At 47.5% G+C, this 17,454-nt stretch carries 17 protein-coding genes; 16 read left to right on the top strand and 1 reads right to left on the bottom strand.

The window, feature by feature from the left end; translation table 11 throughout:
- The 8 genes from TPRIMZ1_RS0111805 to TPRIMZ1_RS0111770 all read left to right on the top strand — a co-directional run bounded on the left by TPRIMZ1_RS0111805 (position 1) and on the right by TPRIMZ1_RS0111770 (position 10,455).
- Positions 1–672 carry a DUF4391 domain-containing protein gene (locus TPRIMZ1_RS0111805; protein WP_010259705.1) on the top strand — a complete coding sequence of 224 codons (672 nt, stop codon included), beginning with the start codon at positions 1–3 and terminating at the stop codon, positions 670–672.
- Entirely contained in the window at positions 659–2,581 is a 1,923-nt protein-coding gene (locus TPRIMZ1_RS0111800) for an AAA family ATPase (RefSeq protein WP_010259703.1), read from the top strand. Before TPRIMZ1_RS0111805 ends, TPRIMZ1_RS0111800 begins: the two co-directional genes overlap by 14 nt.
- Positions 2,582–2,681: 100 nt before the next feature.
- Positions 2,682–4,538 carry a site-specific DNA-methyltransferase gene (locus TPRIMZ1_RS0111795; RefSeq protein WP_010259700.1) on the top strand — a complete coding sequence of 619 codons (1,857 nt, stop codon included), beginning with the start codon at positions 2,682–2,684 and terminating at the stop codon, positions 4,536–4,538.
- Positions 4,538–5,509 (top strand): Fic family protein, encoded by a 972-nt coding sequence (locus tag TPRIMZ1_RS0111790; RefSeq protein ID WP_010259698.1) that lies wholly within the window; start codon positions 4,538–4,540, stop codon positions 5,507–5,509. Before TPRIMZ1_RS0111795 ends, TPRIMZ1_RS0111790 begins: the two co-directional genes overlap by 1 nt.
- A gap of 73 nt (positions 5,510–5,582) precedes the next feature.
- Complete coding sequence (locus TPRIMZ1_RS0111785; protein WP_010259696.1) at positions 5,583–6,170, top strand: type IV toxin-antitoxin system AbiEi family antitoxin domain-containing protein; 588 nt, start codon at positions 5,583–5,585, stop codon at positions 6,168–6,170.
- Positions 6,167–7,024, top strand: coding sequence for a nucleotidyl transferase AbiEii/AbiGii toxin family protein (locus tag TPRIMZ1_RS0111780; RefSeq protein ID WP_010259694.1), 858 nt, complete (start codon positions 6,167–6,169; stop codon positions 7,022–7,024). The genes TPRIMZ1_RS0111785 and TPRIMZ1_RS0111780 overlap by 4 nt, the downstream gene beginning before the upstream one ends.
- Complete coding sequence (locus TPRIMZ1_RS0111775; protein WP_010259693.1) at positions 7,021–9,705, top strand: DEAD/DEAH box helicase family protein; 2,685 nt, start codon at positions 7,021–7,023, stop codon at positions 9,703–9,705. Before TPRIMZ1_RS0111780 ends, TPRIMZ1_RS0111775 begins: the two co-directional genes overlap by 4 nt.
- Positions 9,706–10,149: 444 nt before the next feature.
- Positions 10,150–10,455 carry a BrnT family toxin gene (locus TPRIMZ1_RS0111770; RefSeq protein ID WP_010259690.1) on the top strand — a complete coding sequence of 102 codons (306 nt, stop codon included), beginning with the start codon at positions 10,150–10,152 and terminating at the stop codon, positions 10,453–10,455.
- A 64-nt stretch (positions 10,456–10,519) separates the two neighbouring features.
- Here TPRIMZ1_RS0111770 and TPRIMZ1_RS20730 read toward each other — a convergent pair whose 3' ends face one another.
- Positions 10,520–10,672, bottom strand: a complete 153-nt coding sequence (locus TPRIMZ1_RS20730) for a hypothetical protein (protein WP_198429932.1) — start codon at positions 10,670–10,672, stop codon at positions 10,520–10,522.
- Between the two features lie 302 nt (positions 10,673–10,974).
- On the opposite strand from TPRIMZ1_RS20730, the gene TPRIMZ1_RS0111765 reads away from it, so the two are divergent.
- The 8 genes from TPRIMZ1_RS0111765 (at position 10,975) to TPRIMZ1_RS0111730 (ending at position 17,427) form a co-directional block, all read left to right on the top strand.
- Positions 10,975–11,598 carry a V-type ATP synthase subunit D gene (locus tag TPRIMZ1_RS0111765; RefSeq protein ID WP_010259686.1) on the top strand — a complete coding sequence of 208 codons (624 nt, stop codon included), beginning with the start codon at positions 10,975–10,977 and terminating at the stop codon, positions 11,596–11,598.
- Positions 11,595–12,080 (top strand): universal stress protein, encoded by a 486-nt coding sequence (locus TPRIMZ1_RS0111760; RefSeq protein ID WP_010259684.1) that lies wholly within the window; start codon positions 11,595–11,597, stop codon positions 12,078–12,080. The genes TPRIMZ1_RS0111765 and TPRIMZ1_RS0111760 overlap by 4 nt, the downstream gene beginning before the upstream one ends.
- Positions 12,081–12,082: 2 nt before the next feature.
- Positions 12,083–12,484, top strand: coding sequence for a hypothetical protein (locus TPRIMZ1_RS0111755; protein WP_010259682.1), 402 nt, complete (start codon positions 12,083–12,085; stop codon positions 12,482–12,484).
- Positions 12,453–13,271 carry a J domain-containing protein gene (locus TPRIMZ1_RS0111750; RefSeq protein WP_232616821.1) on the top strand — a complete coding sequence of 273 codons (819 nt, stop codon included), beginning with the start codon at positions 12,453–12,455 and terminating at the stop codon, positions 13,269–13,271. Before TPRIMZ1_RS0111755 ends, TPRIMZ1_RS0111750 begins: the two co-directional genes overlap by 32 nt.
- Before the next feature lie 18 nt (positions 13,272–13,289).
- Positions 13,290–14,072, top strand: a complete 783-nt coding sequence (gene map, locus TPRIMZ1_RS0111745) for a type I methionyl aminopeptidase (RefSeq protein WP_010259677.1) — start codon at positions 13,290–13,292, stop codon at positions 14,070–14,072.
- Positions 14,073–14,165: 93 nt separating this feature from the next.
- Positions 14,166–15,671 carry a Do family serine endopeptidase gene (locus TPRIMZ1_RS0111740; protein WP_010259675.1) on the top strand — a complete coding sequence of 502 codons (1,506 nt, stop codon included), beginning with the start codon at positions 14,166–14,168 and terminating at the stop codon, positions 15,669–15,671.
- 29 nt (positions 15,672–15,700) lie between these two features.
- The gene (locus tag TPRIMZ1_RS0111735; protein WP_010259673.1) at positions 15,701–16,321 is read left to right on the top strand and encodes a MarC family protein; all 621 of its coding nucleotides are present in this window, start codon (positions 15,701–15,703) and stop codon (positions 16,319–16,321) included.
- Entirely contained in the window at positions 16,318–17,427 is a 1,110-nt protein-coding gene (locus tag TPRIMZ1_RS0111730; RefSeq protein ID WP_010259671.1) for an N-acetylneuraminate synthase family protein, read from the top strand. Before TPRIMZ1_RS0111735 ends, TPRIMZ1_RS0111730 begins: the two co-directional genes overlap by 4 nt.
- Positions 17,428–17,454 lie beyond the last annotated feature (27 nt).

Genomic DNA, 17,454 nt, shown 5'->3' with positions numbered 1-17,454 from the left:
ATGTTAGGATTACCCAAAACCACCGAGATGAACCGCCAATTGCCAAAGAAAGCAATTTTTGACAAGTTCAAGCCGAACACCCAGGACAGACAGCGCTTCGATGCTGAAATCAGGCGGCTCGCTATTATCCACGAAATATCACCCACAACGGTGAATATAGCAGCCGGAGAAGCGGTCAGTGCATTTTATGTGGTTTTGGTAAGCTTAAGAAATTCGGTGTGTGATAATAAGAACCTGGTTTTACTCTCAAAATTGATACCGCAGAATATGCTGTTTGTGCTGGAATATGATGATAAAGCGCAGCTTGCGGTATTCCGGGCTGGCAAGGTGCTTGAATCAGAGGAGAAGCCGCTTGGGGAATGGGATATTAAGCTTTCAGGGCTGAATCTTGACAGTGTATGGGATAACATTATCGTGCAAATCGGAGGGCTTGAGGTTTCCGATGGTAAGACACTTGATGAACAGATAGCCGCTGATGAGGAGCGTACAAAATTAACCCGGCGTATAGAGCAGATTGAAAAGCAGGCGCGGAGCGAGATGCAGCCGAGGCGCAAATGGGAACTGGCGGAGGAAGTGAAGAGGATGAAAGAAGGGATGGAAAGAATAAACATCACGCCTTCCGCAGTATTGCGGAAGGCGTTTGCGGGGGAGAGTAGGGATGCGGATTACTGAAATTGATATTCCAAAATCAGCAGAAGATGGACTTGAGGCAATAAAAATGTCTCGGTTGGAAAGTCTTGTCCTGATTGCCGGCAAAAACGGCGCAGGAAAAACACGAATACTGGACAAAATATTTTCTGTGTTTTCACAAAAACCAACTCGTGCGGCAATTGAACAATCGTTGATTAATCAAAAAAATCATGAGAGGGATATTCAGTATTACCAAAGCCAAATTGCGCTGATTGAAAATCAAATAAAATCAGTAACTAATGACACGCAACAAATAGAACTACAAGAAAGCATTGAAAACCATGAAAAGGAAATTGGACGATTAAACATAGCGATAAAAAACTGTAACGCCATTCAAAAATGGTGTCTTATAAAAACGAATACAGAAGCAGAAATATATATGCATATACCATTTGTACCTAAAAGTCTTGCAATAGCAGATAGCAATACATTCTCAAAAGCAGATTTGATCAATAATGCAATAAGTGTTACTGCTGTTGGTGTATCTACTTTGCCCCAAGGTGCATTTGCAAAAATACAAGTGATTCAAGATGTGCGCTTTAATACATCACACCCTGAATCAGACACATCAGAGGAAGAAAAGAAAAAAGCTAACGATGATTATGACAGACTTAAAGAAACAATATTTGTATTTTTGGGAACAGATATTAGCAGAACAATTAATGGTGAGGCAACCCTTTTTGGATTTCCATTAGGGCAATCTAAATTATCAGATGGGCAAAAAATACTGTTGCAACTCTGCATTGCCATTTATAGTCAAGAAGTTGCGCTCAATGAATTAATATTAGTTCTTGATGAACCTGAAAATCATTTACATCCATCTGTTATTATTGAAACCATTGAAAAAATACAAAAGTGTGTTTCAAATGGACAAATCTGGATTGCAACACATTCGGTGCCATTGCTTGCACATTTTGGCACGTCTGACTTATGGTATATAGAATCGGGAAAAGAAATAACTTATGCAGGGAAAACGCCGGAAACTGTTCTTAGAAGTTTGTTGGGAAATGAAGAAGAAATCGCAAAACTCCAAGATTTTATAAGTTTACCTGCGCAATTTGCAACAAGTAAATATGCCTTTGAAAGTCTTTTAGAGCCTCTGGCGACTATGACAAGTTTTAACGACCCGCAGTCTCGGCAGATAAAAAACGAGTTGTTATCGCTTACTACAACCGGAAAAATAAGGGTATTGGATTATGGAGCGGGTAAAGGAAGACTAATTTCCAACATCTCGGATTTGGATGTTGAGAACCAAAATAAAATAATTAAAAACCTTGATTATATTGCATATGATAAATACGATAGAGATAAAGCACTATGTGAAGAATCAATAAAACGAGTATTCGGAACATCTGATAAAAAGTATTATAATGATTTTGATGCTTTGTTTTCTGAGTTTGATAAAGAAAGTTTTGACATCGTTATCATGTGTAACGTATTGCATGAAGTTGATCCAAAAGATTGGCTAAAGTTGTTTCAGAAAGATGGTGAAATATCAAGCCTATTAAAAAAAACAGGAATTTTGGTACTTGTTGAAGACTGTCAGATGCCGGTTGGTGAAATGGCATATCAAAACGGATTTTTAGTATTAGATACGTCGCACTTAAAGGATTTGTTTTGTATAAAAGAACAAGACACAGGTTTTACTCATTCCGTGTCCCCTGAAAATGCACGACTAAAAATTCATCAGATACCTAAAAATCTATTAGTCAGGATAACTGCGGGTTCAAGAATAAAAGCAATAGAATCCGTATCCACTACGGCAAAGACAAATATTCTTGATATCCGCAAAAAAGATAAGGATTACAAGAATGGAATCTTTCATGGATTCTGGACACAGCAGTTTGCTAATGCACAACTTGATTTAGCAGAATTGGTTGGTAAAATGTGAAAGATAACATGGACAGACAATGCTTAAAAACCACAAACCTGTAAAAGGAAAACGCTGTAATGAAAGACATTAACCGGGACAATAAAAGGAGCCCAAAAAAATGACTAAATCCGAGCGCCTAAAACTACAAACTCCAGACCGTACTGACCGCAACTTCGCCGCCCTTGCGGCTTTATTCCCCAATGCCGTCACGGAAACTGTGGATGAAAACGGCGCGGTTATTCGCGCCATTGATGCGGATGTATTGCGGCAAGAAATAAATACCCATGTTGTAGAGGGCAAAGAAGAACGCTATCAGTTTACCTGGCCCGATAAAAGGAAGTCTGTCCTGCTTGCCAACGCTCCTATTGCCGCAACTTTGCGCCCCTGCTGCGAAGAAAGCGTAAATTTTGACATAACCGAAAACATTTACATTGAAGGCGATAACCTTGATGTGCTAAAACTGTTGCAGGAAACTTACCTCAATCGTGTGAAAATGATATATATCGACCCGCCATACAATACGGGTAATGATTTTGTATATGAGGACGATTTTGCCGGGGAAGCAAACGATTTTTTGATCCAAGACGGACAATACGATGATGACGGAAACCGCATGGTGAGAAATCTCGACAGCAATGGGCGCTTCCACACCGATTGGCTGAATATGATTTATCCGCGATTGCGTCTTGCTCGTGACTTATTAACGGATGATGGTGTAATATTTATTAGTATTGATGATAATGAAGTTGAAAATTTGAAGAAGATTTGTAATGAAGTGTTTGGGGCAGAAAATTTTGTAGCAAATATTGTTTGGAAACACACTCAACAGAGTAAAAATGACGAACGACATTTTTCGCGCCAATATAACTACAATGTTGTATATGCAAAGAACATTGCCAATCTCAGCAATTTCTTTTTTGAAAGAACGGAGGAAGATAATAAAAACTATTCAAATCCAGATGATGACCCTAAGGGACTATGGCGTTCTGGTGATGTTCGTAGCCCAAATTATAGAAGGACTTTATGTTTTGATATTATTGCACCTAATGGTAATATTATAAAAGCACCTGAAATTGGTTGGAGATGGTCTGAAGATACATTAAAAGAAAAGCTGGCATCAGGTGAAATAGTTTTCAAAAATGATTTTTCTGGAATAATAAGGAAAATATACCTTTGCGAGCAAAATGGACGCACACCTGAAAATCTTTGGGACGGTGATAAGTTCAGCACAACGCGTCGTGCAGCGGCAATGATTAAACAGTTATTTGACGGAAAACAAATATTTGATACACCAAAACCTGTTGAATTAGTGAAGTGTATGTTGCAATTAGTAACGGGCGAAGGCGACGTAATCCTCGACTTCTTCTCCGGCTCCGCCACAACCGCCCACGCCGTAATGCAACTCAACGCAGAAGATGACGGTAAACGAAAGTTCATCATGGTACAACTCCCCGAAGTCTGCGCCCCCGACAGCGAAGCAGCAAAAGCTGGTTACAAAAACATCTGCGAAATAGGCAAGGAGCGCATTCGCCGTGCTGGGGCAAAAATCAAATCTGATAGCCCTCTGACAACGACCGACTTAGACATCGGTTTCCGTGTCCTAAAACTCGACAGTACCAATATGAAAGATATATACTACACACCGCAGGAAATCGTTCAGCGTGACCTTGATGGTTTCGTTGACAATATCAAAAGCGACCGCACCCCGGAGGACCTGCTGTTTCAGGTAATGCTCGACTTGGGCGTTCCGCTTTCTGCCAAAATAGAGAAACGGGGCACGGTATTCTATGTCAATGATAATTATCTTGTTGCATGTTTTGAGCCCGTGGATGAAGCCCTTGTGATGGAAATTGCCCATGCAAAACCATACTATGCGGTATTCCGCGACAGCAGTTTTAAAAATGACTCAACACTGGTCAATTTTGAGCAGATTTTTAAAACCTACAGCCCAACGACTATCCGCAAGGTATTGTAATGATTGAGAAACCTCCGTATACAATCACGGAAAAGGCCGCTGATTATTTGGCTAAAATAGTGGAAACCGTAACGCGTCTTGAGTTCGGGACAGGATTCAAACGGGATATAAAACTACACAGAGAGAACCGTGTGCGCACCATCCATTCTTCCCTTGCCATCGAGGGCAATTCCCTTTCACTGGGCGAAGTAAGCGCCGTGATCGAAGGAAAAGTAGTCGCAGGAAAACAGGAAGAAATCAAAGAAGTAAAAAACGCATACGAGGCCTACGATAAGATTATGACCTTCGATCCCTATGTCATCAGTGACTTCCTGAAAGCCCATGATCTGATGACCCAGGGACTTGTCAAAGAGTCAGGTAGATTCCGCAGCGGTGATGTTGGTGTTTTTGATGGGAACAAGCCGGTGCATATTGGCGCGCGTCCGCAATTTGTCCCTCAGTTGATGGAAGAATTATTTGGATGGGCTAAAGAGTCAGAATTGCATCCCGTACTCAAGAGTGCAATCCTGCATTATGAAATCGAAACCATTCATCCCTTTGCTGACGGTAACGGGCGTATGGGGCGCTTATGGCAAACGCTTTTGCTTGCCAAATGGAACACGATTTTTGCATGGATACCCATGGAATCTGTCTTATATCAAAACAGACCGCAGTATTATCAGGCAATTGAGGATGCAAGGGAAGCCAACGATTCCGCCGTTTTCATCGAATTTACCCTTTCGGCCATTTTAGACATAATTGGCATTCAGGCAAAACGTCAATTGGATGACCCTGTAAATGACCCTGTAAATGACCCTGCAAAAGCGCTTTTGACCTGTATTAAAATGAATCCGACCTATACCTACCAGCAATATGCCGACAAACTCGGCAAATCCAATGCCACGATAAAACGGCTTGTCCAAAAACTGAAAACAGAAGGCCTCATAGTCCGTGTTGGCTCAGATAAAACCGGCCACTGGGAGATAAAGTGATAAACTTGATATTTATGCAAGTTTTACATATAATATGAGCAGTAAAATCAAGGTGGAGGAGAATGGTTTGACAATGCCCGATGAACTACAATCAATCTTGGTACAAAACGGCGGCACGGTTACCACTGCCCAGGCTAACGCCGTTGGTATCTCGAACGAGCGATTGCGGCTGCTTATAAAGTCAGGCATTCTGGAGCGAGTATCATTCGGCGTTTATGTCTTACCGAATGAATTCATTGATAAAATGTATATTGCTCAATTACAGCGGTCAAAGATCATTTACTCTCACGAGACTGCATTGTTTTTGCACGATTTAACTGACCGGGACCCTCTGAACTATTCGGTAACAGTGCCGACCGGTTATAACGCCGCAAGACTGCGGAATGACGGATTTACCGTTTTCACTATAAAACGGGAATTGCACGGACTTGGAAAAATGGAACTCACCACCATGTTTGGGCATACCGTTGCCACCTACAGCATGGAGCGGACAATCTGTGATTGCTTGCGAAGCCGCAATCAGATGGATATAGCCGTGGTGACCAATGCAGTCAAACGCTACTCATTGCGGAAAGACAAGAATCTAAACACACTGATGCGAATGGCCGAAACATTCCAGGTTGCAAAACCGCTTCAAAACTATTTGGAGGTTCTCCTATGAAAACATCCACACAGTTAAAAGCGCTTGTACGCAACCTCTCCAGGGATTCGAACATTGAAGCAGAAGTTCTTTTGCGAAACTTTATGCTTGAGCGGTTCCTGGAACGCATAGCCATTTCCGATTACAAGCAAAATTTCATTCTAAAAGGCGGAATGCTCATTGCCGCCCTTGTTGGTATAGATACGAGAACCACGATAGATATGGATGCCACCATAAAAGGGCAGACACTGACCATAACTGAGATAAACACCATTGTTGAAACTATACTCCGTATACCCATAAACGATGGGGTTGAATTTACTGTGCTCGGCATCGAAGAAATTCGGGAAGGAGCCGACTATCCCGGATACCGCGTTTCCATTAAAGCAATATTTGATAAAACACGCCAAACGTTGAAAGTTGATATTACCACCGGGGATTACATCACGCCAAAGGAAATTGAATACCAATACAAGCTGATGTTCGAAGACCGGACAATCAATATCATGACCTACAACTTGGAATCGATTTTGGCTGAAAAATTTGAAACCATAATCACGCGTGGCATTACCAATACCCGCATGAGAGATTTTTACGATGTTTATATCTTGACTACCACACGCACATTTAACAAGGCGATATTTAGGACAGCCCTCAACAAGACAGTGGAAACACGCGGCACAAAAAAACAAATGTCAGAAATCAACGAAGTTATTAAAATGATAACAGAAAGCTCTGTTATGATTAGCCTTTGGCAGAAATACCGGAAAAAATATCTTTATGCAGCAGATGTTACCTGGGAGATGACTATTATTGCAGTAAAAAATTTAGCTGGCGGCATGGAAAGCGATTATATATTGGGAGATAAAAAATGAAATTTAATTTTAAGATACAGCCCTTCCAAACAGAAGCAGTAGATAGCGTTGTGAGAGTATTCTCAGGTCAGCATAAACAAGACCGCATTAGTTATCGTCGCGATCTCGGTGTAAAGGAACAGCAGCTTCAAGGAGCGCTCTCTTACGAAACAGATGATGAAGCCGAAACGGGCTATCGTAATGCAGTAATAGAACTAAACGACTCCCAGCTTTTGCAGAATATTCGTAAAATACAGACTGAAAGCAATATTAAGCTGTCACCCTCACTCGTTAAAGAACTCGGCGCAGTGTCCCTTGATGTGGAGATGGAAACCGGTACAGGAAAAACGTATGTCTACATCAAGACCATGTTTGAACTGAACGAGCGGTATGGCTGGAGTAAGTTTATCGTCGTGGTGCCAAGTATCGCTATACGGGAGGGGGTGAACAAGTCCTTTGAAATCACTCAGGAACATTTCATGGAATTGTACAGCAAAAAAGCCAGGTTTTTTATTTATAATTCTTCAAACCTCCATCAGCTTGATGAATTTTCACAAAATTCCGGAATCAACGTGATGATAATCAATATTCAGGCCTTTGCCTCATCATTAAAGGAGGGCGCAAATAATAAAGAAAGCCGTATTATCTATTCCAAGCGCGATGAGTTCGGTTCTCGTAAGCCCATTGATGTTATTAAGGCCAATCGCCCGATAATTATTCTCGATGAACCGCAGAAAATGGGTGGAGCCGCTACACAAAATGCATTAAAAAGCAATTTCAATCCTCTGTTCTCACTGAACTATTCGGCGACCCACAAAACTTCCCATAATCTTATATATGTCCTTGACGCGCTCGACGCCTTTCAAAAGCGGCTTGTGAAAAAGATTCAGGTTAAAGGCTTTGATATTAAGAATCTACGCGGCACAGACAAATATCTGTATCTTGGCGAGATTGTTGTAGACAGCAAAAAGCCGCCACGCGCACGTTTAGAATTTGAAGTCAAGCATAGCGGCGGTATCAAGCGCGAAACCCATCTGCTGAACGCCGGTGACAGTCTTTATGTGGAATCAAAAAACCTGGAACAGTACAAGGGCTTGTCCCTCGTTGAAATTGACCCCCTTCGTGGTATAGTAACTTTCTCAAGCGGCGACACCCTTGCGGTAGGCGAAGCCTCAGGCAACGTTAATGAAAACGACATCCGCCGCATTCAAATACGCGAAACGATTCTTTCTCATTTTGAGAAAGAAGAGCAGCTTTTCCAAAGCGGAATTAAATGCTTATCCCTGTTTTTTATCGACGAAGTTGCAAAATACCGCCAGTATGATGATGACGGAAAGGAAATTCTCGGCGAGTATGGTAAAATCTTTGAAGAAGAATATCTCTCGTGCCTCAATGATCATTTGGGATTATTCCCCCCGGAATATCAGGATTATTTGCGGGGGATTACAAAGTCAGATACCCATAATGGATATTTTTCCATTGATAAGCAAGGACACTGCGTAGACAGCGCTGCTAAACGAGGCAGTGAATTTTCTGATGATATTTCTGCCTATGATCTCATCCTAAAAAATAAAGAGCGCTTACTGTCCTTTGATGAGCCCACACGGTTTATTTTTTCCCATTCTGCATTACGCGAAGGCTGGGACAACCCAAATGTATTTCAAATTTGTACGCTAAAACATTCCGATAATGCAGCCGCAAAACGCCAGGAAGTAGGGCGGGGTCTGCGATTATGCGTCAACCAATCCGGCGACAGGCAGGATATTGATGTATGCGGTGAAACCCTGGTCAAAGAAAATCCGCTTAACAACAATTTTTACAAGCAGGAGTTTCAGGATTTATGGCGGGCAATCAACCTCCGCTACGCCTATACGGTTGATTTTGATACCCCGGAGCTTATCGCAAAATCTGTTGCCGCGCTTAATGCATACCTTTATGTTACGGAACTTATGTACACGACAACCACAGGCGAGCAGACCGGGGGTGTTGATATTGCGATCACCGGAACAAGGACAAGCAAACTAAAAAGTGCCCAAGTCAGTTCCGTGAGTTATGATCTTATCGGAAAAATAGCTGAGGGTACGACACTCACTCGCCATAGTGTTGCCGCTATTCTTAAAAAACTGTCTCCGGATAAATTATACTTGTTCAGAGCGAACCCCGAGGAGTTTATCCAAAAAGTTACAGAAGAAATAAACAAACAAAAAGCAGCAGTTGTTGTGGAACATATATCGTATCAACCAAGCGCGGAACAGCCCTATACCCAGGATATTTTTAATATTAGCAAATCTTCTCAGGAATATGCAAAAGCATTTTCCGCAAAACATTCTATTCAGGATTTTGTATTTACCGACGGGACTGCCGAGCAAAGCACGGAACGCAAATTTGCAGAGAGCCTGGATACCGCCAATGAGGTCGTTGTTTATGCAAAGCTACCCCGAGGCCCAAAAGGATTTTACATACCCACACCCGTAGGCAATTATTCCCCTGATTGGGCAATCGCCTTCAAGCGCAATTCCGTAAAGCATATTTTTTTTATTGCCGAAACGAAAGGCACCATGGATAGCCTTAATTTACGCCCAATTGAACAGGCAAAAATATTCTGTGCACGAAAGCTATTCAACGAGATCTCAACCACCGGAGTGAAGTATCATGATGTTGATAGTTATCAGAGTTTGCTGGAAGTAATGCAGATGCTGTAGGGTAATCCCCAGCGCATGAGGGAGCGCCTAGCCGCAGAACTGGAGGCGGTATCCAATAAATAAGCCATAGCTGTCTCTGTTTACCGGAATTGATTTATGTGCGTTTCCTGGATAGCGGAAACTGCCTATCTTAGTATAAGCGCATTGTTTAATTGACAAGGGCGGGGGGAGGGAGGGGCATCCCCGACCGAGCACATAAGGAATTCCCTGCTGGAGGAGACCCGAAGGGGCTCCGCAAGCAGACTCTACTTGCGTGCGAGCGCCGGGGATGCCCCTCCCTCCCCCCGTCTTTGCCGATAAACTTATCTCCCCTGCTTTTTTACAAAGTCCCTAACTATTTCTCTCCCCACACTAAAGCATTTTTTCCAATCGCCTCATAACAAGACATAAATCGGGGCATCTATGTCCGAAATGCCAAAATGTGCTATACTAGGAGGTGGATGCATGGCGATTGTCTGGGATGATAATAAAAACCGGATAAACATCCAAAAGCATGGGATTGACTTCGAGCTTGCTCAGGATGTTTTTCTTGATCCCGATTGTCTACAGCGCCGTGACGACGATCACAGTGATGAGGAAGAACGCTGGCAAATCATGGGGATGGCCCAGCAGGTGTTATTTGTTGTTTGTACTGAACGTGGGGATGATACCCTACTAATAACGGCTCGTAAGGCAGAGCCAAAAGAACGGAGGATTTACTATGGCGATCGTACGAAGTACCCGAAAGGCTGGAAGTCCATTAACCCCTGAACAGATTGCGCAGCTAGACGCTCTCGCAGATCGTCCCATCTTTTATGACGATGACTGCCCGGAATTAACCGACGAGCAGCTTGCCGAGTTTCAGCCGGTCAATGGTACCTGGGAAGAACGAAATGAGCGCATGAGGAAGCGCATGGCCGCAGAACTGGGTGCGGTATCCAATAAATAAGCCATAGCTGTCTCTGTTTTCCGGAATTGTTTTATGCACATTTCCTGGATAACGAAAAATGCCTATCTTCGTATAAGCGCATTGTTTAATTGACATCGGCGGGGGGAGGGAGGGGCATCCCCGACCGAGCACATTGCGGACCTACGGTCCGAGGAATTCCCTGCCGGAGGAGACCCGAAGGGGCTCCATAGGCAGACTCTACCTGCGTGCGAGCGCCGGGGATGCCCCTCCCTCCCCCCGTCTTTGCCAATAAGGCATCTTCCCCACTTTTTCACAAAATCCCCCACTTCCCTTGTTAAAATCCCCCCAATATTATAGATTAGATTTATGAGTGATCTCCCATGGCCCGTGAACAGATAGCTCCCACCAAAAGCAACCTCCTGCGGACCAAGGAGCGTCTTGTTACCGCCGAAGAGGGCTACGATCTCCTGGAGCAGAAGCGGGAAATCCTGGTTATGGAGCTTATGCGGAAGGTGGAGCAGGTAAAGATCCTGGAACGGGATATGGACCACCGGGTAGAGACCGCCTACCCCTGCCTTAAGCGGATGTTAGTGGTTGTTGGCCGGGAACGGGCGGATCGGCTCTCCCGGAGCATTAAATATAAGTTTGATCTTCGGGAAAAACGGGTTGCGGTGGCGGGAATGAACCTTCCCAGCCTGGAAGTGTACCTTCCGGGGGCGGAATTAAAGTATTCTCCGGCGAATTCATTTGCCGAATGTGATGAAACTGTGCTAGAATTCTTCGATCTGCTGAAGATCCTTACGGAACTGGCGGCGGTTAGGACCATAGCCTGGCGTTTGGCCCGGGAGGTTCGGAAGACCCAGCGGCGGGTCAATGCCCTGGAAAAGATGGTGATCCCCACGGCAAGGGATACCAGAAAATACATCGAAGCGGCGCTTGAAGAAAAGGATCGGGATGCCTTCTTCTCAAGCAAGCTCTTAAAAAGGAAGGCCGGCAAGGAATGATAAAGCCACTCATCTCCAATCTCGTCGTAGCAGTCTCGGGTTCGGATGCGTCCATATTGGCGGCAAAGTATGCGATCATCATGGCAAAACAGTACCGATGCCATTTATGCGCGGTCTATGTGGTGGATACCGCCACTATCCGGCAGCTCACCCTGAGTAAGATTTTTATCCAGGAAGAAAGCCTGGATTATGAACGGAGCCTGGAGACTAACGGGGAACGGTACCTTTCCTTCGTGGAAGAACTGGCACGGGCCAAGGGAGTCAAGATCGAGCGGGCGATCCGCAAGGGGGCGGTGTATACCGAAATCCTTACGGTGGCGGATGAGAAAAAAGCGGATCTCATCATTTTAGGGGGCTGGGAGAAGGAGCGGAGCGCCAGGGATATCATTTCCCATTCTCACCGGGAAATCATGGTCAACGCCAAGTGTTCCGTATTTTTGGTCAAGGAACCGCTGGTGGATCAACTTTACAAGCAGGCTTAAAAATGCGAATTGTGGTTATTTCTGTACCGGCGCAAAGGAAGGGGATTCCCGATTATGTAACAGCCCTGGCTAAGGGCATGGAAGCCATGGGACACCGGGTGGACATATTGGATGCCTGGACCGGGGACGCGTACCGCCTGCCGGCCTATGAGTATATCGCCGTAGTTGCCGAAGCGGTTTCTTTGTTCGGCGGGAAAATGCCCGAAGCCCTCCACCGGGTGCTTGCCTCGGGAACCCTGGTGGGGAAAAAAAGCGCCGCCTTCCTTAAAAAAACCGGCCCCTTTACGGATAAAGCCTTGACCAACCTGATGCGGGGTATGGAAAAAGAGGGTATGTATATCAACTGGAGCGATATTATCCTCTCCGCAGCCCATGCGGAAGAATTGGGTAAGCGCATTGGATAACTATTATTCCCTCCTTGGCGTAAATCATACCGCTTCCTTTCAGGATATAAAGAAGGCTTTTCGGGAAAAGGCGAAACAGATCCACCCGGATATAGCGGGGACGGTTACTGCCCAGGGGATCCTTGCGGAAGATGAGATGCGCAGGCTCCTCAATGCCTATGAGGTGCTGTCGGACCAGAACCGCCGCAGCGAGTATGACCAGGCCTATGGTCGCTTTGTGGGGACCTACCGTTTCGATTACCGGACCTTTCTTCGGGAACAGCCCGAGGACGGTGCATCCCAGGCAAAACTTATTTTTTTCGAGCTCCTCCATTTGGAATACGAGGAGGCCCTGAAGATATGGGAAGCCCGGGGTGGCCTGGATTTTCCCTTGGAACAATACCTTGAGCGGGAAGATTGGATGGACTGCGCCTTTATCCTGGCGGAGGAACTGGACAAGCGGCAGCGGTATTACGAGGCCTTTATGCTTCTGGTGACCCTGGTCCGGGAAGAACGCCGACGGCCCTATTTTCGCCACTTCATGCCCGATGTGGAGACCTTCCTCAAGGAACTGGTCCGGCTGCGTCTGAAAACTGCGGTGGACGCCGAAACCTACCTGGAATGTATGGAGATCCTTATGGAGCTGCGTTTTCCCCCTAAGGACGAAGCCCGGTGGCTGCGTTCCATGGCGGAAACCCTGGTCCATATGGGGGATCTGCAGACTGCCCAGGGGATTTTCCGGGAAGCGCTGAGACGGGATCCCGCCCTGTCCAATGTGATGCAGCTCCGGCGGAAGCTCAACGTATAGCGAATCTAAGGACTAAATATGATTAGGTTAAAAAACGAACAACAAATCGCCGGGATACGGACATCCTGCAAACTGCTCAGTACCATGTATACGGAACTGCTGCCCCTGGTTAAGCCTGGGGTTGAGACCCTGGAAATTGACCGGTGGGTCCGGAACTGGATCAAAAAAGCCGGGGGTAAGCCTGCCTTTTTGGGGGTTGGGACAAAGAAAAACCCCTATCCTGCGGCTATCTGCATTTCCATTAACGAAGAAGTGATCCATGGTATCCCCTCCAAGCGGAAGATAGCCGAAGGGGACCTGGTATCCCTGGATTGCGGCATAGACCTGGATGGCTTTATCAGCGACCAGGCGATCACCGTGGAGGCGGGGAAGGTGAGCGATGCCGCCCATGCCCTGAACGTGACCACCCGGGAGTGCCTTTACAAAGGGATTGCCGCGGCAAAGGCGGGGGATAGGCTCCTGCAGATAGCCCGGGCGGTTCAGGGACACGCGGTGGAGCATAACTATGGGGTGGTGCAGGAATTCTGCGGCCATGGCGTAGGGCTGGCCCTCCACGAGGACCCCCAGGTGCCTAACTACCCCCACGGCCCCAACCCCCGTCTGAGCGGAGGCATGGTTATCGCCATAGAACCGATGATCAACCTGGGGACCTCCGATGTGGAGATCCTGGAAGATGGCTGGACCGTGGTAACAACTGATGGCAAGCTGTCATCCCATTGGGAGCATACCATCGCCATTTTCAGTGATCATACGGAAATTCTTACCGAGTATAACCCCGCAGCGAGCCCCAAAAAATTGTAACCATTAATGAAAAAAAAGATTATATTATTAAGAGGATCTAATAAAACATGCAATTCCATTCAACCATAGTTTATTAAAAAGGAGTATATGTATATGAACTTTTCTCAACGCTTATCATCGAAGAATTTTTTTATCTTTAACCTTGTCCTTCTGGGGGCGATCTTCGGATTTTCCCTGGCTTTTCTCTCCTTTTCCTGTTCCACCCGGTTTTCATCAAAAACCGTTAAGGCACAGGGTAATCCGGGCTATTCCGATGTGGTTATCCCCGAGGATGCCCTGAAAATTGCCGAGGGACTCCAGACGGTGTTCCGATCTGTGGCGGATAAGGTGCTGCCATCGGTGGTGGAGCTTAAGACGGTTTCCATACGCCGCCAGCAGGTTCCCAATTTTAACGGCATACCCTGGGAATTTTTCTTTGGCCCCCGGGACGGCGGCAACCAGGAACGGGAATACCGGTCCGGCGGCTTGGGTTCGGGGATCGTGGTCCGGAGGAACGGTGACACCTACTATGTGCTGACCAATAACCATGTGGTGGGGGATGCCAATGAGATCGTGGTGGCCCTCAACGACGGTAAGGAGATCCCCGCCGTATTGGTTGGAAAGGACGAGCGGAAGGATCTGGCCCTGGTGTCCTTCAGCTCCGCCGACCCGATTCCCCTGGCGGAGCTGGGGGATTCCGATGCGGTCCGTGTGGGGGACTGGTCCATCGCCGTGGGTAATCCCCTGGGCTTTATGTCCTCCGTAACCCTGGGTATCGTGAGCGCCGTGGGGCGCACCGGCGGTCCCGGCGGCAATATCAACGATTTTATCCAGACCGACACTTCCATCAACCAGGGGAATTCCGGGGGCGCCCTGGTGAATATCCGGGGGGAGGTTATTGGGATCAACACCTGGATAGCCAGCAATAGCTCCGGCGGATCCGTAGGGCTTGGGTTTGCCATTCCCATCAACAACGCGAAACGTACTATCGATGATTTCATCAATTCCGGTGAGGTTAGCTACGGTTGGCTGGGGGTTTCCCTTGCCGAAGCGGACCGGGAGACAGTCCAGGCGCTGGGCCTGGAGGGAAAGCGGGGCGCCCTGGCTACCCAGGTTTTCCTGGGTTCTCCGGCGGATAAAGCGGGCATCCAGCCCGGCGATTTTATTACCCATATCAACGGCAGGGAAATGCGGGGAGTAAACCCCCTGATGCTGGCCGTGGGGGATCTTAAACCCGGCGAGCGGGCTGACTTTACGATTTTCAGGGCCGGCGCCGCCCAGGATCTAACGGTCCGCATTGAGGCCCGGAACAACGAAACTGCGGCGGAGAACAGCAAACTTTGGCCCGGGCTTGTGGTGGCCGCCATTAACGATGCTATCAGGACCGCCTTTAACATGGATAAGGATATTCAGGGTCTGGTGGTGGTCCAGCTTGTCGACAAGAGCCCCGCCTCGGTGGTGGGTCTCCAGCGGGGGGACCGGATCATCGGCGTCAATGGCGAGAAGGTAAGTAACCTGGCCGCCTTCTACCGTACCCTTCGGGAAAAGGCCGGCAAGGAACTCTGGTTTGAGGTTATCCGGGGGGACAATACCCTGGAGACCCTGAAGTATAAGCGGTAGGAAAACGGTGAAGGGAGAACAGTAAAAAGATGGTTCGTGATTTTTTGCAGATACTTTTTACGGTTCTCCTGGTCATGGACCCCATAGGGATTATTCCGCAGTTTATTTCTTTTACCGCCGGCCTGGATAAAAAGGACAGGAATTCAATCATTACCAAATCGGTACTGATTGCCTCGATAGTAATACTCATATTTCTGTTGGCGGGAAAATTCCTGCTCCTTTTTTTCGGTATCATGCCCGGGTCCTTTTACATATCCGGCGGCATACTGTTCTTCCTGATTTCCTTTGAGATGATCTACAACAAACCGGGGACCCGCAAAATGCCCGATGATGACAGCCACGGCACTTACATCGCCCTCTTTCCCCTGGCCATACCGCTTATCGCCGGTCCCGGTCTATTGACCGTAATAATGGTGTTCATGACCAATGGGCATAGTTGGCTGTACTCCTTCACCCTTTTGTTTCCCGCAGTTATTATCGGCCTGCTCTGTACCTACCTGTCCCTCCGGGGCAGCCTCCTGATCCTGAAGCTTCTGGGAACCATGGGCATATTCGTGCTGGAAAAAATCATGGGCCTTATCCTTGCGGGTTTTGCGGTACAGTTTATCTACAACGGACTGACCGCCCTGGGAATACTGAAAGGGCCATGATCGAAAAAAATTTTACCCTCGGCAATGCAAGTTACGGGCCCGATCATGTACTTATCATCGCCGAGTTGGGGACCTCCCATGGGGGGTCCCTGGGAAAGGCCCGGGAACTGATCGATGCGGCGGCGGATTCCGGGGCGGACTGTGTCAAATTCCAGATTGTCTATGCCGATGAAATCCTCCACCCAAACACCGGTGAGGTGTCCCTCCCCGGGGGCCGCATACGGCTCTACGACCGCTTTAAGAAACTTGAACTTGATATCGGCTTTTACGGTGAGCTGAAGGACTACGCCGAGTCCCTGGGCCTCCTATTCCTGGCCAGTCCCTTCGGTATTCGGAGCGCCCGGGAACTGCGGAGCCTTAAGCCCCGTCTGTTGAAAATCGCCTCCCCGGAGCTGAACTACACGGGGCTTCTCGCGGAGCTTGCCTCCTACGGTCTCCCCGCCCTGCTTTCCACCGGTGTTTCCCGGCTTTCTGATATAGAGGCTGCCCTGGAGATTTTTCCCCCAAGCCTTGCCTGCCTCCTCCACTGCGTTACCGCCTATCCCGCTCCGGAGCGGGACTACAATCTCCGTGTTCTGCCCAATCTGGCGGCAATATTCGGCTGCCCCGTGGGTGTCAGCGACCACAGTGCGGATCCGGAACTGGTTCCCTCCCTGGCAGCGGCCATGGGCGCGGCGGTAATTGAAAAGCATTTCTGCCTGAGCCGGGATGACCCGGGCCTTGACGACCCCATAGCCCAGACTCCGGCGGACTTCAAGCGCATGGTCCGGGCGGTACGCCGGGTATCGGTTCTGGGACAAGAAGCCCTGGAGGCGATAAGCCGGGAGCGGGGGAAGGATACCGTGGAGGCCATCCTGGGGGATGGCGTTAAACAGCTGGCCCCATCGGAGCAGGCAAACTACGAGCGGACTAACCGATCCATCCACGCACTCCGGGACATACAGGCCGGGGAAACCCTGGTCCCCGGAGACTTCGCCGTCCTCCGTACCGAGAAAATACTCCGCCCGGGTCTGCACCCATGCTGGGAAACAAAGCTTGGGGGCAGAAAAACTACCCGGTTCATCCCCGCCGGGGAAGGGATTGTGTTTGAGGATCTGATCCCCTAAGAAATCCATACATTTTTTTCTTGTCCG

This window comes from Treponema primitia ZAS-1 (genome assembly GCF_000297095.1).
Classification (GTDB): Bacteria; Spirochaetota; Spirochaetia; order Treponematales; family Breznakiellaceae; genus Termitinema; species Termitinema primitia_A.
This window is presented reverse-complemented; position numbering and strand designations above follow the sequence as displayed.

Bases quoted from the DNA above. Each gene is read 5' to 3' on its own strand.
- TPRIMZ1_RS0111805 (WP_010259705.1), top strand. From the start codon at position 1: ATGTTAGGATTACCCAAAACCACCGAGATGAACCGCCAATTGCCAAAG.
- TPRIMZ1_RS0111800 (WP_010259703.1), top strand. From the start codon at position 659: ATGCGGATTACTGAAATTGATATTCCAAAATCAGCAGAAGATGGACTT.
- TPRIMZ1_RS0111795 (WP_010259700.1), top strand. From the start codon at position 2,682: ATGACTAAATCCGAGCGCCTAAAACTACAAACTCCAGACCGTACTGAC.
- TPRIMZ1_RS0111790 (WP_010259698.1), top strand. From the start codon at position 4,538: ATGATTGAGAAACCTCCGTATACAATCACGGAAAAGGCCGCTGATTAT.
- TPRIMZ1_RS0111785 (WP_010259696.1), top strand. From the start codon at position 5,583: ATGCCCGATGAACTACAATCAATCTTGGTACAAAACGGCGGCACGGTT.
- TPRIMZ1_RS0111780 (WP_010259694.1), top strand. From the start codon at position 6,167: ATGAAAACATCCACACAGTTAAAAGCGCTTGTACGCAACCTCTCCAGG.
- TPRIMZ1_RS0111775 (WP_010259693.1), top strand. From the start codon at position 7,021: ATGAAATTTAATTTTAAGATACAGCCCTTCCAAACAGAAGCAGTAGAT.
- TPRIMZ1_RS0111770 (WP_010259690.1), top strand. From the start codon at position 10,150: ATGGCGATTGTCTGGGATGATAATAAAAACCGGATAAACATCCAAAAG.
- TPRIMZ1_RS0111765 (WP_010259686.1), top strand. From the start codon at position 10,975: ATGGCCCGTGAACAGATAGCTCCCACCAAAAGCAACCTCCTGCGGACC.
- TPRIMZ1_RS0111760 (WP_010259684.1), top strand. From the start codon at position 11,595: ATGATAAAGCCACTCATCTCCAATCTCGTCGTAGCAGTCTCGGGTTCG.
- TPRIMZ1_RS0111755 (WP_010259682.1), top strand. From the start codon at position 12,083: ATGCGAATTGTGGTTATTTCTGTACCGGCGCAAAGGAAGGGGATTCCC.
- TPRIMZ1_RS0111750 (WP_232616821.1), top strand. From the start codon at position 12,453: ATGCGGAAGAATTGGGTAAGCGCATTGGATAACTATTATTCCCTCCTT.
- map (WP_010259677.1), top strand. From the start codon at position 13,290: ATGATTAGGTTAAAAAACGAACAACAAATCGCCGGGATACGGACATCC.
- TPRIMZ1_RS0111740 (WP_010259675.1), top strand. From the start codon at position 14,166: ATGAACTTTTCTCAACGCTTATCATCGAAGAATTTTTTTATCTTTAAC.
- TPRIMZ1_RS0111735 (WP_010259673.1), top strand. From the start codon at position 15,701: ATGGTTCGTGATTTTTTGCAGATACTTTTTACGGTTCTCCTGGTCATG.
- TPRIMZ1_RS0111730 (WP_010259671.1), top strand. From the start codon at position 16,318: ATGATCGAAAAAAATTTTACCCTCGGCAATGCAAGTTACGGGCCCGAT.